At 34.2% G+C, this 17,729-nt stretch carries 17 protein-coding genes; 8 read left to right on the top strand and 9 right to left on the bottom strand.

Annotation, left to right across the window (positions count from 1 at the left end; genetic code table 11):
• Positions 1-248: 248 nt before the first annotated feature.
• A complete protein-coding gene (locus ACLHDF_RS25200; protein WP_413921303.1) occupies positions 249-725 on the bottom strand; it encodes a hypothetical protein in 477 nt (158 codons plus the stop codon).
• A gap of 340 nt (positions 726-1,065) precedes the next feature.
• Between ACLHDF_RS25200 and ACLHDF_RS25195 the strand changes: the two genes are divergently transcribed.
• Both ACLHDF_RS25195 and ACLHDF_RS25190 read left to right on the top strand, forming a co-directional pair.
• The gene (locus ACLHDF_RS25195) at positions 1,066-1,359 is read left to right on the top strand and encodes a hypothetical protein (RefSeq protein ID WP_413921302.1); all 294 of its coding nucleotides are present in this window, start codon (positions 1,066-1,068) and stop codon (positions 1,357-1,359) included.
• A gap of 32 nt (positions 1,360-1,391) precedes the next feature.
• A complete protein-coding gene (locus tag ACLHDF_RS25190) occupies positions 1,392-1,853 on the top strand; it encodes a hypothetical protein (protein ID WP_413921301.1) in 462 nt (153 codons plus the stop codon).
• Between the two features lie 137 nt (positions 1,854-1,990).
• On the opposite strand, the gene ACLHDF_RS25185 is transcribed toward ACLHDF_RS25190, so the two are convergent.
• Together ACLHDF_RS25185 and ACLHDF_RS25180 are read right to left on the bottom strand one after the other, a co-directional pair.
• Positions 1,991-2,851, bottom strand: a complete 861-nt coding sequence (locus tag ACLHDF_RS25185; RefSeq protein WP_413921300.1) for an alpha/beta fold hydrolase — start codon at positions 2,849-2,851, stop codon at positions 1,991-1,993.
• A 206-nt stretch (positions 2,852-3,057) separates the two neighbouring features.
• Positions 3,058-4,287 carry a serine hydrolase domain-containing protein gene (locus ACLHDF_RS25180; RefSeq protein WP_413921334.1) on the bottom strand — a complete coding sequence of 410 codons (1,230 nt, stop codon included), beginning with the start codon at positions 4,285-4,287 and terminating at the stop codon, positions 3,058-3,060.
• A gap of 1,273 nt (positions 4,288-5,560) precedes the next feature.
• Between ACLHDF_RS25180 and ACLHDF_RS25175 the strand changes: the two genes are divergently transcribed.
• Complete coding sequence (locus tag ACLHDF_RS25175) at positions 5,561-6,046, top strand: hypothetical protein (protein ID WP_413921299.1); 486 nt, start codon at positions 5,561-5,563, stop codon at positions 6,044-6,046.
• Positions 6,047-6,319: 273 nt separating this feature from the next.
• On the top strand, positions 6,320-7,324 hold the full coding sequence (locus ACLHDF_RS25170; RefSeq protein WP_413921298.1) for a DUF3231 family protein: 1,005 nt from the start codon (positions 6,320-6,322) through the stop codon (positions 7,322-7,324).
• Positions 7,325-7,739: 415 nt separating this feature from the next.
• On the opposite strand, the gene ACLHDF_RS25165 is transcribed toward ACLHDF_RS25170, so the two are convergent.
• A complete protein-coding gene (locus ACLHDF_RS25165) occupies positions 7,740-8,741 on the bottom strand; it encodes a DUF3231 family protein (RefSeq protein WP_413921297.1) in 1,002 nt (333 codons plus the stop codon).
• Between the two features lie 198 nt (positions 8,742-8,939).
• On the opposite strand from ACLHDF_RS25165, the gene ACLHDF_RS25160 reads away from it, so the two are divergent.
• A complete protein-coding gene (locus ACLHDF_RS25160) occupies positions 8,940-9,926 on the top strand; it encodes a DUF3231 family protein (protein ID WP_413921333.1) in 987 nt (328 codons plus the stop codon).
• Positions 9,927-10,550: 624 nt separating this feature from the next.
• Positions 10,551-10,775 carry a hypothetical protein gene (locus ACLHDF_RS25155; RefSeq protein WP_413921296.1) on the top strand — a complete coding sequence of 75 codons (225 nt, stop codon included), beginning with the start codon at positions 10,551-10,553 and terminating at the stop codon, positions 10,773-10,775.
• Positions 10,776-11,044: 269 nt separating this feature from the next.
• Here ACLHDF_RS25155 and ACLHDF_RS25150 read toward each other — a convergent pair whose 3' ends face one another.
• The 5 genes from ACLHDF_RS25150 to ACLHDF_RS25130 all read right to left on the bottom strand — a co-directional run bounded on the left by ACLHDF_RS25150 (position 11,045) and on the right by ACLHDF_RS25130 (position 16,107).
• Positions 11,045-12,346, bottom strand: a complete 1,302-nt coding sequence (locus tag ACLHDF_RS25150; protein WP_413921295.1) for an MFS transporter — start codon at positions 12,344-12,346, stop codon at positions 11,045-11,047.
• Positions 12,347-12,373: 27 nt separating this feature from the next.
• A complete protein-coding gene (locus ACLHDF_RS25145) occupies positions 12,374-13,021 on the bottom strand; it encodes an ArsR/SmtB family transcription factor (RefSeq protein WP_413921294.1) in 648 nt (215 codons plus the stop codon).
• Positions 13,022-13,302: 281 nt separating this feature from the next.
• The gene (locus tag ACLHDF_RS25140; protein ID WP_413921293.1) at positions 13,303-14,766 is read right to left on the bottom strand and encodes a pyridoxal phosphate-dependent decarboxylase family protein; all 1,464 of its coding nucleotides are present in this window, start codon (positions 14,764-14,766) and stop codon (positions 13,303-13,305) included.
• 469 nt (positions 14,767-15,235) lie between these two features.
• A complete protein-coding gene (locus tag ACLHDF_RS25135; protein WP_413921292.1) occupies positions 15,236-15,601 on the bottom strand; it encodes a hypothetical protein in 366 nt (121 codons plus the stop codon).
• 128 nt (positions 15,602-15,729) lie between these two features.
• Complete coding sequence (locus ACLHDF_RS25130) at positions 15,730-16,107, bottom strand: YkvA family protein (RefSeq protein ID WP_413921291.1); 378 nt, start codon at positions 16,105-16,107, stop codon at positions 15,730-15,732.
• Positions 16,108-16,242: 135 nt separating this feature from the next.
• Here ACLHDF_RS25130 and ACLHDF_RS25125 point away from each other — a divergent pair, with 135 nt between their 5' ends.
• Together ACLHDF_RS25125 and ACLHDF_RS25120 are read left to right on the top strand one after the other, a co-directional pair.
• Positions 16,243-16,797: a Chromate resistance protein ChrB gene (locus ACLHDF_RS25125; protein WP_413921290.1), complete on the top strand. Its 555-nt coding sequence runs from the start codon at positions 16,243-16,245 to the stop codon at positions 16,795-16,797.
• Positions 16,798-16,842: 45 nt separating this feature from the next.
• On the top strand, positions 16,843-17,583 hold the full coding sequence (locus ACLHDF_RS25120; RefSeq protein ID WP_413921289.1) for a transglycosylase domain-containing protein: 741 nt from the start codon (positions 16,843-16,845) through the stop codon (positions 17,581-17,583).
• Positions 17,584-17,729: the final 146 nt, after the last annotated feature.

The following is a 17,729-nucleotide window of genomic DNA, read 5'->3' as shown; positions in this document are numbered from 1 at the left end:
TAATAATTTGAGCAAACTAATCAAGATGCAATGGGCATCACTTATAAAATTTAATTACGTAGCAGAAAAAATCTACCTTCTTCGGGACTGACCCCCTATAGTAAGACAAACAAAAACACCTTTAAGTTAAAAAACGGGTATATACTACCTAACAATCACTTGGAGGTGTTTTTTCTATGGGAACAAGAGTTAGTTATCCAGCAGAGGTAAAGGTAAAAGCTATCTCCCCTACAAAGCGAGGTGGCCTTTTATTTCTTTCTTAATAAAAGCTTGTCCTCTAGCTTACATACCCACTTATAAAAGCATAGTAAGATAAGTAAAAGTACAGGATTAAGTATAGCTGAATGCCATAAATTCCACCAACCATAATGAAAATATCCCCAAGGTGCAGGTAATAATGTAAGCGTTTCATAAAGCAAAATAGCTATTAACCAAAAAATAAAATAACAAACTTGCATAATATAACCCCTTTTAAAGGGATACCAATTAAGGAACATCATATTAACAGGTGGGAGTAACACAGTATGAACAAGAAGTCCTTTCCAATCTGCACCGTCTGTGAAATACCAGTACCCATGATATTTTAAATCTATATACACATCGAAACTGCTTTGAAAAGCGATTGTAAACAACCAGAGATGAACAATTTGATTTGCTGTCAGTCTTTTATTTGTTTTAAATGCAATAAAATTAAATACAATAATGGCAATAGTAAGTCCAATCATGTTTTTTTCCTTTTTGATTTATAATACCATATAATTACAATAAAATAAAATTGTGGTATAAGTTAGACGCATTTCTCTAGATATGTCTATATTAAATAGCTTTAATCAATAACAAAAATATATAACATTAGATCTATCTTGGTATTTTTATTACATTCATCCTTTAAGGAAACTGTAATCTATAGTTAGCTTATACAGTTGTTTCAATACCCTTTGAAGCTTCTAGCCAATGGTAATAAAAATGCCGATAAATGAGAAACCTTAAATGAATGAGATAAATGAATTGGAATAATGCAAACAAAGGACTAAAAATTCTAATTTATAAAAAGGAAGTGTTTGTATGTGGGTTATAAAGACTGAACATAGGAGAGAAGGCGGAGGGACAGTTGCGCTTGAGCTAGAAAGTGAAGATGGTAAGTTTGATGTCAATGTTAGATGGGATGGTTGTATAGAGATTCACGTTTATTCCATTACTGAAGAAAGCCGTGAACTTGAAGACACTCTTCATACTTGTGATTTAAACGGATTTATTGAAAAGTTAAAATCTTTAAATGGGGTATGTTCGGATTATTTCGATGAGGGTAGTTATTGGGAGCAAAGAAATAGAGATTATCCAAAAGTTGAAAATGAATAATACTCTTACCTTTTAAATTGGAGGAAATTTCAATGAAGAAAGCACACGTTTTGATTCTTAGCAGTATCTTTTTTTCACTAATTTTAGGTTCTGTTAATGCTCATGCTTATAAGCCAGAAAAGCTACCTACTTCTCAATCATCAAATCACTGGAAAGTAGAAATAGACAAGCCAGATGTTAAAGATTTAATAGAAAAAGAAGGGGAATTCAATGTTTATAGTATTGATGTTAGAAATTTAGGTTCTCAGGTCTACGATGCTACAGTGGAAGTATATAGGGACGAACCTAATACAAGTACCAAATATGAATTAATTACCTTTAAAATACCTGAAGCACAGAATTTCTTTCATCATCAAAATCAACCTATTTCAGTTGATTCAAAAGTAGTAGAAGTAGTTGTAACATGGAAAGAAGAACCTTATAGGGTTATGAAGGATGGAAGGAAATCTCCAGCCCGTAAGTTTAAACAAACATTCATGTTTTCACAAAAGTGAACTTAAAAGCCTTCTTTTCACTAAAGGGGGCTTTTAAATTCACTTTTAATTAACGTAATGTTGTTTATCGGTAGTGATGATAATAGCAATTAAAATTAACTATAAAAGTAGGGAATTTAAGGAATCCTCTTAGATTTTCAACCAAGAAAATACCGTTTTACGTGCATTGCAACTTCAACTGGTGAATGCTCATTATATGGAGCAAGATGATCTAGTTTTGGTAATGTTATTGTTTGAGTTTGGGGGATTGTTTTATCTAATACTTGAATAGTTTGATGTACTGTTTCGGGACTTTTCTCCCCAGAAATTAATAATACATTTGCATTAATTTTTTTATATTTATGGTAAGTTGATTCTAAGCGTTGAACTTCTTTATGTTCATATAGATTTGCAGGCATTAATTCTTTTATTTTGAACCAACTATTTCCACGTATCACCACGCGTAGGATTAATTTTGCATACCATTTTGGCATCCGTGTTAAAGGGCTATGTCCTGATCCTCTTACAAAGTTGGCGAATGCTTCTCTAAAATCGTTTTTCTTCATAGCTTCTTCATATTGTGATATCCAGTCCCAATCGGTTGATAATGAATCTATAGAAACTCCAGGTTCATATAAGGCTATTTTAGTAAAAGGTTGAAAGATATGTGCAGTCTCTAAAGCTACAAGTCCACCATAGCTATGTCCAAATACATAAGTTGCACCTGTTGTTTCTTTTACTGCTTGAATATCTTCGACCTCTTTTGTAATAGAGTATTCAATCCCTTGTGGTCCACTTATCCCTCGGCCCCGTCGATCTATAATATGAACTGTGAATGCATCAGATAATTCTTGAGCAAATTTAGTAAGATCCTTTGAACTACTTAGTGCACCATGGATTACAATAAGACCTGGACCTTGTCCCATACTTTGATAACCAATTGCTGTACCATCCTGTGAGGTAACTAGTGATTCGATAAGTCCATTTATATGGTTTGGAGTATCTTGTATATTTGACATTTACAATTTTCTTCCTTTCCTTCGATAGCTAGCCTGAATTTATTTTCTCTACTTCATAATAAATTCAAACTAGGTACGATATATTCCTATTTTTATATTCTCTACACCTCTAGTTTCCATAATCACTGTTACCGGAAATCTAAATATAAAAAAGGCCTCTGTTTTTTAGTAGAGACCTTTTTAAAAAACGAACGGTGGGATCGATGTCAGTCTTCGATTGCTTGGTATACCATTGTCCAGAAGTCATGGATAACCCGCGCGGAATCCGCAGTAGACATCCCAACTTGGGTGAGCAGGATTCCGGTGAGCTGGTTGTTCGGGTCGGCGTAGGTAGAAGTGCCACTTCCTCCATCCCAGCCAAATTGGCCGATGGGCGCATAGTCGCCGCGGTAGGTGCGCACCGCCATCCCCATACCCCAGCCGCCGTGCTGCCCTTGCCCGAATGACACATGAACGTTATTGGTAGCCATGGCATTTCGGGAGGCTTGCTGCTCGGGCGTGAGGCAGTTGGTAGTCATCAGCTCGACGGCAGGTCGAGACAGGATCCGTTTGCTCCCATGCATGCCGTGATTCAGCAGCATTTGGAAGTACGCGTGATAGTCATCGATGGTTGAAACCAGTCCACCGCCGCCGCCTTGGAATGCCGGAGGTTGATTGTAGCGTCCGCCCTTAGCTTCGTCCCACACGATGAACTCTCCAGTCTGTGGATTGGGGGCGTAGAGGGGTGGAAGCCGGTCGATTCTGTTAGCAGACACGTAGAAACCGGTGTCCTTCATGCCTAGGGGTTCGAAGATGCGTTCTCTCAGAAACGTCTCAAACGACTGACCTGTGACCCTAGCGACGAGTACACCGAGTAGATCATTGCTAATGTGATACTGCCAGCGCTCTCCGGGATGGTGCATCAACGGCAGCATGCCAAGACGGCGCATCCACTCATCTGGCTCAGGCATTGGCTCCGGTAAATCGGGCGTGAGCCCCTGTTCGAAGATTGCGCCCATGATTGGAGTGCCCAGCAACGTCCTATCCATGCCAAGCCCGAAAGTCGAGGTCAGAATGTCCCTTACGGTGATCGGTCGCCGTGCCGGTACGGTATCGTCCAGAGGTCCATCGATTCGCTTCAGCACCCGCCGGTCAGCTAGTTCCGGCAACCAAGTCTCTACCAAGTCATCCAACCGCATCCTGCACTCATCGAGCAGGATCATCGCCGCCGCGACCGAAATTGGCTTGGATGTCGAGGCCATCCGGAAAATCGTGTCCCGACGCATCGGTGAGCCACCTTCATGGCGCATGGTGCCGATCGTTTCGACATGTGTCTCGCCGTACCGACTAACTAGGGCGACAAGTCCAGGAATCTTTCCGGACTCGACATGCCGTGTCAACACATCGCGCAGTCTGCGCAGCCCTGTTTCGGAGAATCTACTGTTGCCTTGTCCCATTGCATTCTTTCTCATTTAGTTTCCCTCTCTTTACTTTTTTATCAGCTCTATATGTTCTACAAACTCTCTGTTGTTATTCATGCTTGAAATCCCTTTGTCACTCTATCAAATCTATTTCTTTTCGCATATAAATATAACTGTTCATTGAATTTTATACCTAAATATATGACTGTTCGATGAATAAGAGTTAAAACTCTAAAACACTCGAACAAGATTGACAATCCTGTGTAGTTTTACCAAAGAAATCAACGATATTTTTTAACAAAATCAAAAACCTACATGCAAGATGTAGGTTTACATTATGTAAACTATCGACTCCCCAACAAAAAGACCAAACCTTACAGCAGGGAAAGGTAAAAAGTATTTCCATATCATTTAAAGCATCCTTCGTTGAATAAGATTTTCGATATTTATATTTTAACGTGTATCCTTCAACTAATTTTGTATCTAAATTTTCCTTACCTGTTTAAGGTAATAAACATATGTTCTTCTATCTTTAAATGGATTATGTTAATCTCTTTTTATTTTCAAAAATGTATTGAAATCCATATAAGAAAAAAGCCTTGTAAAAGAAGTATAGGAAGAATTGGAATGCATTTAGTCGAACTAATTTAAATAATTTTATCTTTGCAAATAAACTTTTAGCTAGAAATGTGAAAAATAAATGGAAAAGAGCATTTAGTATAATAAACTTTTTGAAATTTCCATATGTCCATTTTAATGACCATAAAGCCACTGCCAACATTGGACCTATTAAAAAAGGAAACTCATTATGAATAAAGGAATGTGGTTTATTATAGAAAGCCCACCATCTCCGTTTCTTTCCGATCGGAACATCAATACAATTTATTAAAAACACAAAGATAAAGGCTGGGAAAAATCTCTTTATACTACGCCATTCCAAAAAGGATATTGATATCCATGAGAGTAATACCATTGTAATATTAAGTAACCACTTATTTTTTATTGACATATTTAAAATTCCTTTTTACTTTTTAGAGTTTCTTTTTTTTAAAAAAGTATTCATTCATGGTTAATTGATTTTAATTGCTTTTTAAACTAACCTACACCGTTCGTTTAAGTAGATACCTTCACAATCTCAATAAAGTAAAGCCTATTAATACATAAATTCAATCACCTTTAAATTAGGCTTCATAATGCCTCATAAGACTTGTGAGCATATCTATTTAAAAACTAACAAACAATAGTAAATAAACCTTGAAATATATAGGTATCAATGCATATTTTTTCTAAAGATTAAAGGAGACACATCATGAAAAATTTTTTTCAAAACTTAGATTTGTCCTCAAAAGGTATATGGTTTCCCATTACTTTAGGTACTATTGCTTTGGTTTACATATTTTTGATGCCAAAACGATTAACTTGGAGAGAAATTTATCTTACCTTTGGTACCATTAATTATGTAGCACTAACAGTAGATGCTTTTTTTATGATGAATTACTTGGATGTCTTTGATTTAGGTCGATCTCCAAAACAGGAAGGAATTGGTGATTTTATAACTTATGGTATCATCCCTTCTTGTTTTTCCATAATATTTCTTAACTATTTAAAAGAAGAAAAGAAATGGATATATGTTATCCTCTTTACGCTCTTGTCCTTATTATCTGAATGGATACTTGTTCAAGTTGGATATATGAAGTTAAACGGATGGCACACTTGGTGGTCTATTCCTGTATTCATTATTGCTTATGGCTTTTGGCTACCGTGGCATTTAAGGTTAATACGAAAAGAGTCATAAATATAGGTTATTGAACAAAATATCGGAAACATGTATATCGCATTCATTTTTAGTTACGATAATGTGGATTATCGGTATTTTTTAATAAAAGGAAAGAAAGAGAAAGAATCAAAGTAACTTAGATTCTTACTCTTTCTTCAATTTAAGACTCGGCTCATTCGTTTAATTAGATAGTATAGTTTAAAAACATATAACAAATTATAGTAAGTGTAGCTCTATGTTATTTTTTATAATACATGTAATAGATAATTTAACTATGTAGGATGGTGAAAAATGCAGGAGAATAGTAAATTATCCTCATCAGAAATTTCTAACCTATGGACGCATTACCTTCGTGAAACGATGGCAATATGCGTTAGTAGGTATGCGCTAATAACAATTAAAGATAAGGAAATACATGCTATTTTTGAATTAGCTCTAGATTTGTCTCGAAGACATGTAGAAAATTTGGTGGAATTATTCAATAAGGAGAGTTTTCCTATACCTAAAGGGTTTTCAGATGAAGATGTAAATTTGAAAGCTCCTCCACTATTTTCTGATGTTTTTTGGTTAAAGTACATTCATGATATGACTATGCATGGAGGACAAGCATTTAGCCTTGCTTTTAATGTTTCAATACGACAAGATCTTCGAAATTTTTATTATCAATGTAACATTGATACAATGGATCTCTATAATAAATCAATTGAAGTACTTATATCTAAAAATCTTTATGATTATCCACCATCGTATTTATCCACTAGCAAAGTAAACTTCATACCTACTCTTGATTATGTAACAGATCTAATTGGTCAAAAGAGGAAAACTAATTCGATTGAATCAGGAAATATCTTCTTTAATCTAAAGAAGAGTGTCATGGCAAAAGCAATTATTATTGGATTTAAACAAGTCTGTAACTCAAATGACGTACGTCAATTTTTAGAAAAAAGTCTACATACTAAAAATAAACACATTATGACTTTTTCATCCATATTGTCAAAAGACAATCTCAATTTTGCAAAGCTGTTAGACACCGAAATTACAAATTCAACTATTCCGCCATTTTCAGATAAGCTTATGGCCTTTCATGTAGGATTTTTATTTAGTGCGGCCATATCATACTATGGCACTGCTTTAATTGCAAGCATGAGGGCAGATATTGCAGTATTGTGTGAAAAAGCCATACTGGAGGATTTTATGATCTACAGTAGATTTGGTAAACTTGCAATTAATAATAAATGGTTAGAACAACCTCCTGAGGCAGATTCTCGTATAACTTTACCATTTGATACACAATAATATGACTAAGTTTTTATATCTTAAGTAAACTACTCAAGATGTTGCTAAACATCAAAATAAACCTTTAGGGCAAGGTTTATAAGAAAAGGACTACTGTATAGGAAGCAGTAGTTTTTTTCTGTTTTAGGTTGTATATGATATACAACCTTAGTTACCATAATCACTCTTCTAGGTACTCATAATAAAATTAAAAAAACAGACTAATTATCTGGAAAATAGTTAGTCTGTTTTTTCCTTACCATAATTATTCTTGGAAAAACGTTATATAAAATTGGTGATTAGTTAACATAACACACGTTATCGGTATTAACATGCTAAAAAGCCCTTTCACCAAGGGCTTTTTGAAGCATTTTTATATAACGAATTTTTAGAGTGTTATTCAACATTATCAAGTAGAATCTTCTTATTAATTAACTTACATTCCTTTTAAAGCCTTTCTATTTGGTGCTTGAGGAGGTTGTTCTAGCCATTCCCGGTTGACCATAATATTAAAGCCCTTTCCAGCATAAATTAATATTTCTCCAATTAATTTACTGTAATAAGTAGCTAAATCCGTCCTCATGGATAAAGACAAAGCATGTCCAATAAGTGTCACATCAATGGAATTTAAAAAATGAAAAAGCGCAACAATAAGCTTGTCGGAAAAAGGAGAAATGGTTGAATTTGTTACTTCCATACTAACAGGAACTGTACCAAGAAGTTCTTCTTTCTTTAAAAGATCATTCAAGAAATTAATTTGTTTTTCTGATATATCCATTCCATCTTTTATATAATCTTTAATTTCCTTGTCCTTAATCACTTGTAATAAGCCCATACAGAGTAGCACCGAGAAATAGTTACGCTCAATATTGAAGAACATTTCAGTAAGTTCAACAGCATTTAAAGGTCTTTTTTTTCCCATGGCTGCTACTATATAAGATTGTTTTTTTACATATTCAACTTTCTCAGGATAGGTAATCATAGGTGGTCGATCGTAAATTCCTTTAGATAACATTAGAGTAGTGGATTCTGCATAGAGCTCTGTAGCCTGATTCAAAGCCTGAGTGAAGAAAGCAAGAACATCCGCCCGAGCAACAGTAGAAGTAGCAAACCCTAAGTTAACCATCGACATACGATTCATCGAGTAGACAAAACTCAGAGCAAAAAGATCATAAAAAAGGGGTGGAGCCGATAAATTAATATCCTTTTCCGTAAATCCATCAGGTAAAGGGATATTTTCCTCAGAAAAAATATCCTTAATTTGATTTAGATGCGTTTGAGAGATGTGTAAAGATTTTTGCAAAATAGGCTTTATATCTTGATCTTGTAGGTGATGAAGAAAATACTTTAATAAACAAATAGACATTGTTTCTTGAATATAAACTCCCCATAATCCACCAATCTCGGGACTTGATAACCTTACATTACGCTTAACCATTGATGCCTCCTAATTACATATATTTATCTTGAGTATCTCATTTATGATCCGAAATTATTCTTTTTTAACTTCCCAAAGGGTAGAAATAATGTTTATTATCGGAAATATTAGAAGAAAAGCTAACTCGTATGAAAGCTTAAAAGGAGGGGAAGCTAAAAAAAATTAGTTTTTATACGGAGGAACAGAAAATTGCAAAAAATGAACCAATTAACATCTCCTGAAATTGCAAACTTATGGACACATTATACCCGTGAAACATTATCTGTATGTGTAAATAAATATATGCTTCATACAATCCAAGACCCTGAAATACATAGCCTTTTTCAAACAGCTCTTCAGTATTCACTTAAACATATAGATACCCTAAAAACGTTATTTAAGAAAGAGAAGTTTCCTATTCCTAAAGGATTTACAGAAGAGGACGTAAACTTAGAAGCTCCTCCTCTATTTACGGACGTTTTGTGTCTCAAATCCCTTTATATGATGAGCACACACGGACATAATGAAATGAGCTTAGCTTTTACGACTACCATACGCCAAGACATTGTAGATTTTTATTATCAATGTAATCTTGATGCGATGGAAATTTATAAAAAAGCCAAGGACCTTCTTATTTCAAAACAACTTCATCAGCAACCACCTACCTATATAACACCTAATAAGGTGGGAATGATTAAACAATACCACTATGTAACAGATGTTTTTGGTAAGCAGAGACCGATGAATGCCGTAGAGAGTGGACATACTTTTTTTAATTTAAACAAAGCAATGATTGCAAAAGCGATAATCCTTGGTTTTTCACAAGTTTCAAAAAACCCAAACGTGCTAACACTATTAGAAAAAAGTATACAAACTACAAATAATCAGATCACTTCTTTTTCATCTTTATTAACCAAAGAGAACATTCATCTACCTAAATCAGTTGATACAGAGGTTACAAATTCTACTGTTTCTCCATTTTCAGATAAGCTTATGCTTCTCCAAACGGGTTTCTTTTATGGTGTAGCAGTAACCTACTATAATGCAGCTCTTATCTCAAGTATGAGAGCCGATATTTCAGTGATTAATGAAAAAGCTGCGTTAACTAGTTTATGGATGTTTAATCGTATTGGGAAAGAAATGATTGATAATCAATGGTTGGAACAACCACCTCAAGCAGATGACCGTAAAAGATTAAATCATTAGACAAGCTTTCATAATGAATAAGATTTACTAGTTGGAGCAAACTACTCAAGATGATGTAAATCATCATTCCGTATAAAATTAAGTGTAAACAGAAAAAATCACTGTTCAGGAGCAGTGATTTTTTCTGTTTTTAAGCTGTATACGATAGGCGATGGGAGTTAACATAATCACTCTTTCTGGGAGCAAGAAAAAGAAACCTTACAGAAAAGGGTTTTTAAAAAATTTACATTTATCGGGCGTTCAGCTACACACTCTTGGCAGGACGGTGATCTCTCTGGACGTAAATACACCAGAATATGAAAAAAAGTGAGTTTTTATACATATGTTGTAACTTATCTGAAATAGTCCTGTCATAAATATATGTTATGATTTGTTTGCAGTTATTTTTTCATAGTGATATCCCTAAAAAAAGCTACTTCATCAAGGCTAGGCCAATGCTCTGGATGAAGTAGCTTTTTACTTATTAGGTATATAATAAGTGCTTATATCTTTAATAGACATTTAATCCTTATATATAATGTATTTCTTTGTACTTGTAAGGTGTTAGCTTATGAAAAGTAATATATATGATTTGAACTCTTTATCCTTACGGCTTTCTTATAATGGAAGGGATATGATATGTGAATGACTTTACCAGAAATTAAAAACATGCTAAATATTTTAATGGAGTATGAAGATTGTGATATCACTCATACAGTACCTGGGATACTTAATTTATTTTATTCTAAAACCTCTCAAACTTTCGAAATAACCATATTCTCTACTGGTGAAGTAGTTGATTGCTGTAACAGAGATGAGGCTTGTGAGATTTTACATAAAATTATTACTTTGGTCCAAAACAAGGTTTAAAGTAAAAAATTCTTTATGGATAAAGCTTGTAAGCTATACTAAACGAATTTTGAACTGCATCCAAACTGTTTGGATAGGGTGTCTGATTTTTTGGTTCAGTTCATATACACCAGTGGTTTTTTCTATTTTTAAGCTGTATATAATATATATTTTTTTAGTTAACATATAACGGATTCTCGGTAGTAACAAAAAAGGACTTTAGATTTAAAGTCCTTTTTTACATTTTATTAATAATTGGAGAAAATTAGTTATTTCATTTTGCGTTGTACTTAAAGTTCTTTATTTACTTTAAGTGTACGTTCTTTTTTTCTACCACGTGCCCATATTACAACTGGAATTAAGATCAAAGATAAAATACCTCCACTTAATGATAAGATTGCATAGCTTGAATGAGCTACAACCATTCCAGATAAAGCCCCACCTGAAACTCCTGCTAATGCTATCAAGACATCTATCGTCCCTTGAGTTTTGGCTCGCGTTGAAGGTTCCGTAGCATCAACAATTTGAGCCGTTCCACTTATCAAGCCTAAATTCCATCCCAATCCAAGTAAAGAAAGGGCGAGGACTAAGAGACCCATTGAATCACTTGGCGCCATAGCTGCTACGAGACCTGCCAAAAGTAAGGTTACTCCAGAAGCAATAGTCATGGCAGTTCGGCCAATCTTATCAATTAGAATTCCTGTAACTAATGATGGAAGATACATTGAACCTATGTGAGCACCAATGACAATTCCTACTTCACGTAAACCGTGACCATGATGTCCCATATGTACAGGTGTCATGGTCATGATAGCAACCATGACGATTTGAGTAAGTACCATAACTATTGCACCAACGGCTACTCCTCTTTTGTTGTTTGTCTGCTCAGAAGATGTAAAATCCTTCTCATTGTCATGTTCTTGTTTATTCGTTTCTATTGCTCTTGCTATCAATAATGGATCTGGACGAAGCATGATATAAAATACAAGACCAGCCAATATATATGCAACTGCTGCCAAAATGAAAGGTCCTGCAAGTGCTGGAACATTAATAGCTAGAGCTAACTTCCCCATTACGTCTACTAAGTTTGGTCCTGCAACTGCTCCAAATGTGGTGAAAACCATGGCCATACTAACCGCAGTTGCCCGTTGTTTTGCGTTTGCTAAATCAGTACCTGCGTAACGAGCTTGTAAATTAGTCGCTGTTCCTGCTCCATAAATAAGAAGAGAAGCAAATAAGAGAAAAATACTATTTATAATGGCTGCAAAGACAACTCCAATTGCTCCAATTCCACCTGCAATAAAACCTGTCGCAAGGCCGGCACGACGTCCATATCGTTGAGATAGCCTTCCAACTATTAGAGCTGCTCCAGCTGATCCTAGGGTGAATATAGCAGTTGGTAATCCAGCAAATGCATCTGTTCCAAGCATTTGTCGGGCAAGAATCGCTCCTACAGTTATTCCCGCAGCAAGACCGGCACCTCCAAAGATTTGTGAAAGTCCCACGATAAATAATGTACGTTTATATAAATTTTTCCGTTTTTCTGGAGAATCTATATAACTGTGGGTTAAATCATTTGTATTCCTTGTCATGTTAAACACCTACTTACATTTTAGTTGTTAGCGAATTGTTTCCAGGTCATATACACCTTCTTCTAAACGAAATGCATTAATACCTTTACTTTTTAACAGTTCAACAGCTTCTACAGACATTAAGCAACAAGTTCCCCTACAATACGCAACAACATTACAATCAGGAGGTAAAGAAGCTAATTTCTCTTCTAATTCTTCAATAGGTATAGAAACTGCACCAGGAATATGTTCTTTTTCATATTCTTCTCTTGGACGCACATCTAATAATAAAACTTCCCCGTTCTCCATTCTCTCTTTAAGCTCTGGAAGAGAAATACCCTCTAAATCAAGTTGGTCATTTAAGAACTCTTGTTTTATTTGTTGAATATCTACAAATTGTTTTCCAGATAAGTTGTGCAAAGAAGCTAAAAAGTCAGTAATGGCTTCATCTCCTAGTTCGTATATGACATAGTTTCCTTCCTTATGAGATTTTACTAATTTAGAGTTCGCAAGAGTTTGTAAGTGTTTTGATACATTCGCAACAGACATAGTCGTTGCCTTCGATAAAGCTTCTACAGATTTTGGCCCTTGAGATAGAAGATCTAGAATCTCTAAACGTTTAGGACTAGATAAACTCTTGCCTACTCTAGCGAATCCTTCATACAATAAATCTTTCAAGTTTCGTTCATTTAACATATATATTCACCTCTACTTAACAATTCAACTTATTAGTTGAATTGTTGAATGGTAAATCTAAATGTAACTTTTGTCAATGCTAAATCCTTTATACAAGTTTCCGGATCATACTTCCATTCTTAATATCATTTTCTGTCTATTCATTAACAATGAATAGACAGAAAATGATAGGTATATAGAATGTATAATATATACAATTTCAGTTAACATAATCACCGTTTTAGGTACCAAATATGATTAATTAATTCCTCAGTAATTATAAAAGATTATAAAAAACATTTTCACTTCAAGAGTGGATGTTCCTTACAATGCTCAATATAAAAGTCATCGATCTTTTTAAAGATTTGTTGAATAGTTGAAGGCGAGATAAAAGGATTTAATAAAACTGCCCTCAACCAACGCTTCCCTCTATAAGTAGGTAAGGATAAAAACACATGTTGATCTTTTAATAAACATTGTTGCAACTTAAGATTTAATTGATCTTGATGTTTTTGGTCATACTCGTTTAAAAGTAGTCTAAAACAACATATATTGGTATCTGATTCACCTGATAGCTCCAAATAAGATCGTTCCTTTACTTGTCTTGTAAATTCTTCAACAAGTGTGAAACCTCGATTTATTAAATCTTCATATCCTTTTAAACCAATATGTTGAAGAGATAGATATAACTTTAGGATATCGGCATGTCGAGTACCTTGAACGCTTATTTCTCCCAAATTAGTAAAGTCTGTTTCATTCATATAAGGTGCTGAAATACGAAAATCTGTTTCCAACAAATGATGGTTTTTAAATAAAACCATTGCGCATGTTTTGGAAATATACATCCATTTTTGTGGATTGAATGTAATCGAATCTGCTTTTTCAATCCCAGAGAGAAGTTCCTTGTGTTTTTTTGAAAAGACAAGTGCTCCACCATAGGCTGCATCTACATGAAACCAAATTCCGTATTTCGTTGTTATTTCTGAAATAGGCACTAGAGGATCAATACTACCTGTAACAGTCGTTCCTGCCGTAGCTACAACTGCAAAAGGTTGCTTTCCTTCTTGGATGAGAGTAGTAATCTTTGTTTCTAAATCTGTCGTATCCATTTGGGAATTAGGATTACTTTTTACAAGAATGACACTAGATGTACCTAGCCCTAGTATCATTGCAGCCTTATGTAAAGAAGTATGACTTGCTTCTGAAACTAAAATGACAGGTTGCTTTGTTAAAGAAGTTAGTCCGTTCTCTTTTACTTGGAGGATAGAATTCCGTGCAACTGCTAGAGCTTGAAGATTAGCAAGACTACCACCACTTGTTATAACTCCGCCAGCATTTCGTCCTAAACCAAACATCTGAGTAAGCTGTTGAAGTACTTGAACCTCCATTTTAGAAAAGACAGGAGACATTTCAAGACTCAGCATATTGTTATTAAGGGCAGTTGTTACAAACTCACTCAAACAAGAAATTAACGTAGGAATTGAGTCCATATGCCCCATATACCTTGAGGTTAAAGGATTCATAGAGTGCTTTAATATGGTTTCTAACTGTAAAAGAAGCTCTTCTGTGGGAATACCATCTGAAGAAAATTCATTAAAAAGTTTTGTCTTAAATTCAGGTGAAAGAGGGGAATAATCTCCTGAGTTACTTGCATAATCAACTATCAAATTTATTACTGCATCAATAAGTATCTTGACCTCTTTAACATTTTTGCCGTTTGGATCAATAAAAGAATCAGTTGGAAGAACGCCTATTTTCATCATCATCACACTTCTTTCCTAGTAGTCTAATTATTCTAACAATAAGGGAGAGAAATGTGTATACCATATACATCTTTAGTTACCATAATGAATTTTTCCGGAATCCCTCACCAAAAGGAACCCTTGTCACATATGCTTGTCCTCATAGAAATAGTCTTTATGGAAGTAATAATAAAAGCAGCATTGGAAAATACGTAAGTTAAGGATGCTAAGAATGCAGATGTTAAAAAGCTTTATGACAAAGTTCAAGTAGGCACACCGGTTGCCATTACTTATTCCTACAAGAGCTTTGTTGGTCTAACTAAGGTTCATGGGTATACGTTCAAAGGCTATAGGTTAAAAAATAAAGAAAGCAGCATCTTCTCACGGGATGCTGCTTTCTTTATTTTCTTTCCAGCTTATATATTCACTTATAATACCCTAATACGATAAGTAGGAGTATAGGATCAATAATAGCCGAATGACTTAAATTCCACTAACCATAGTGAAAGTATCCCCAGGGTTCAGGAAGTAATGCAACGCCCTCATAAATGACGATTGCTATGACCCAAAAGATGATATAAAGAGCCTTTTTAATCATTTTGCTTTTAAAAGGGTACCAATTTAAGAACATCATAATAACAGGGGCAAGTAGTACAGTGTGGGGAAGGAGATCTATCCAATCCACTTTTTTATCGAAATACCAGTATCCCTTGTACTTAAATTCAATAATTAGGTCAAATATCAGATGAAAAGCAATTGTAAATATCCAACTGTGAACGAGTTGATTAGCTGTTAATCTTTTATTTGTTTTAAAAGCAAGAAAATTAAATAAAATAATAGCAATAATAAGTCCTATCATATATTCTCTTTTTAAAGATATATAACACACTTTGTTTTAAAGAAAGTCTATATTACTAATGGTGAAATTCTTGTTTTTGTCTCTTTATATTCTCTTCAAGTCTTTGAGCAGACTCCTTTAAGGTATTACTAAAAAAATAATTTAAAGATCCAATATAAGACGGCTATCCATAATAAGATAATAACAATTCCGGCAGTCCAATTTTTCTTTTTAACATTTTCCGATTCTCTTACTTTTTCGCGACATTCTTCAAGGACATCTTTAGGAATTAGTTTTAAGACAAATTTGATCGCGAAAGGAATAAGGATGATATCATCTAGATATCCCAGTATAGGCACAAAATCAGGAATTAAATCTACTGGGCTAAATGCATAGGCTATGATTAATATGGATAACAATTTTACGTAAAATGGAACTTTAGGATGTTTGTTAGCTTCTACTAACACAAAAATTTCCTGCTTTAACTTCCTTGCTTGTTCTTTTAATTTAGTTAGTGCTTCTCCCATCTATATTTTCTCCTGTTATCTACATTATCTTTTGTTATCTAATAAATTGTATCTTTTGTTATTATATAATGCAACAAGTGTTACATTTTTATTTTTGTGTTAAAATGAATAAAAATAGTATGAGGAGTCTGAGATATGTCTACAATCAATTGGATTATTTTTACGTATAAGATTCCTTCGGAACCTTCTTCAGCAAGGGTTAGAGTTTGGAGGAATCTCAAAACACTTGGAGTTCATTATCTTCAACAATCCGTTTGTATCTTACCTTCTAAGGAAGAACTTATAAAAAAGTTAAAAAAACTTGAATTATTTATCCATGAAAGTGGAGGGGAAACCTCTATCCTTGAAATTGAAAGGCTTTCGTTTTCTTCGGAGCAAATGATAACGTCCAAGTTCAATCAGGAACGCGCCTTGGAATACGATGAATTTATTGAGGAATCAAATAAATTCTTGAAAGAAATAGAAGATGAGACTAATAAAGAAAACTTTTCATTTAGAGAAATAGAAGAAAACGAGGCTGAATTAAGAAGGTTAAAAAAATGGTTGGTAAAAATAAAGAAAAGAGATTATTTTTTATGTAAGACAAATAAAGAGGCCTCGGATCTCTTTGAAGAATGCAATAAAGTGCTTGAGGAATTTACAGAGAAAGTATACCTATGTGAAGGAATTGTCGAAGAAAAAAATGTGTAATGAGCATTTAATTTATCTAAATAAGACACAAAGAGGAATAATATCATGACTAAGGATTCCCTAAGAAAGAAAGTAATTGGAAAGTTTTTTATTCTTTTATTATGCACTTTTCTGTTAACTAGTTGTTCAGTTGGAAACTATGTACAAGGGGTCACATTAGACAATAAAAATGGAGCTGACATTCAAGAGCTTTCTCCAACTCAAGACAAGAGAGTTGCTACTTTAAAAGAATTACCAGATTATCTTAAAATGGCTTTTGTTATAACTGAAGATAAGCGCTTCTATGAACATAAGGGTGTTGACCCGAAAGGCATCCTTCGAGCTTTATATAGAGACGTCTTAGAAGGAAGTAAAAGTGAAGGAGCCAGCACGATTACACAGCAACTTGCCCGAAACGTATTTCTTTCCAATGAAAAAACTTTTACCAGAAAATCGAAAGAGATTGTGTATGCCATAGAATTAGAGAGAAAATACTCGAAAGATGAAATTTTAGAGATGTATTTAAATCATATCTATTTTGGTAGTGGCGCTTACGGAATTCAGGCAGCCGCACAAGAATACTTCGGAAAAGATGCAAAAGATTTAACGATTGCGGAGTCTGCTTTATTAGCTGGTTTACCTAAAGCACCTAGTAAATATTCTCCTCGTAACAATATAGAGCTAGCAAAAGAACGACGATCTATCGTTCTTTCATTAATGGAAGAAAATCATATAATTTCTAAACAAGAAGAAGAAGAAGCAAATAAGCAAGAAATCCTTTTGACTAAGAAAGCAGTAAGGCAATAAATTTTTATAACTTCTTTGATGTATGATCTCTCTCTCAATTATACACAGAGATATTTCTTTTTTAGAAACGTTAATGAATAGTATTTAATACTTGGAGCAAACTACTCAAGACATCGTAAGATATCTACCTAATGATAAATGTATAA

It is taken from the genome of Priestia megaterium, from assembly GCF_046599315.1.
In the GTDB taxonomy this organism is placed as follows: domain Bacteria; phylum Bacillota; class Bacilli; order Bacillales; family Bacillaceae_H; genus Priestia; species Priestia megaterium_F.
The sequence above is the reverse complement of the archived record's forward strand: the minus strand, read 5'-3'. Positions and strand labels throughout refer to the sequence as shown.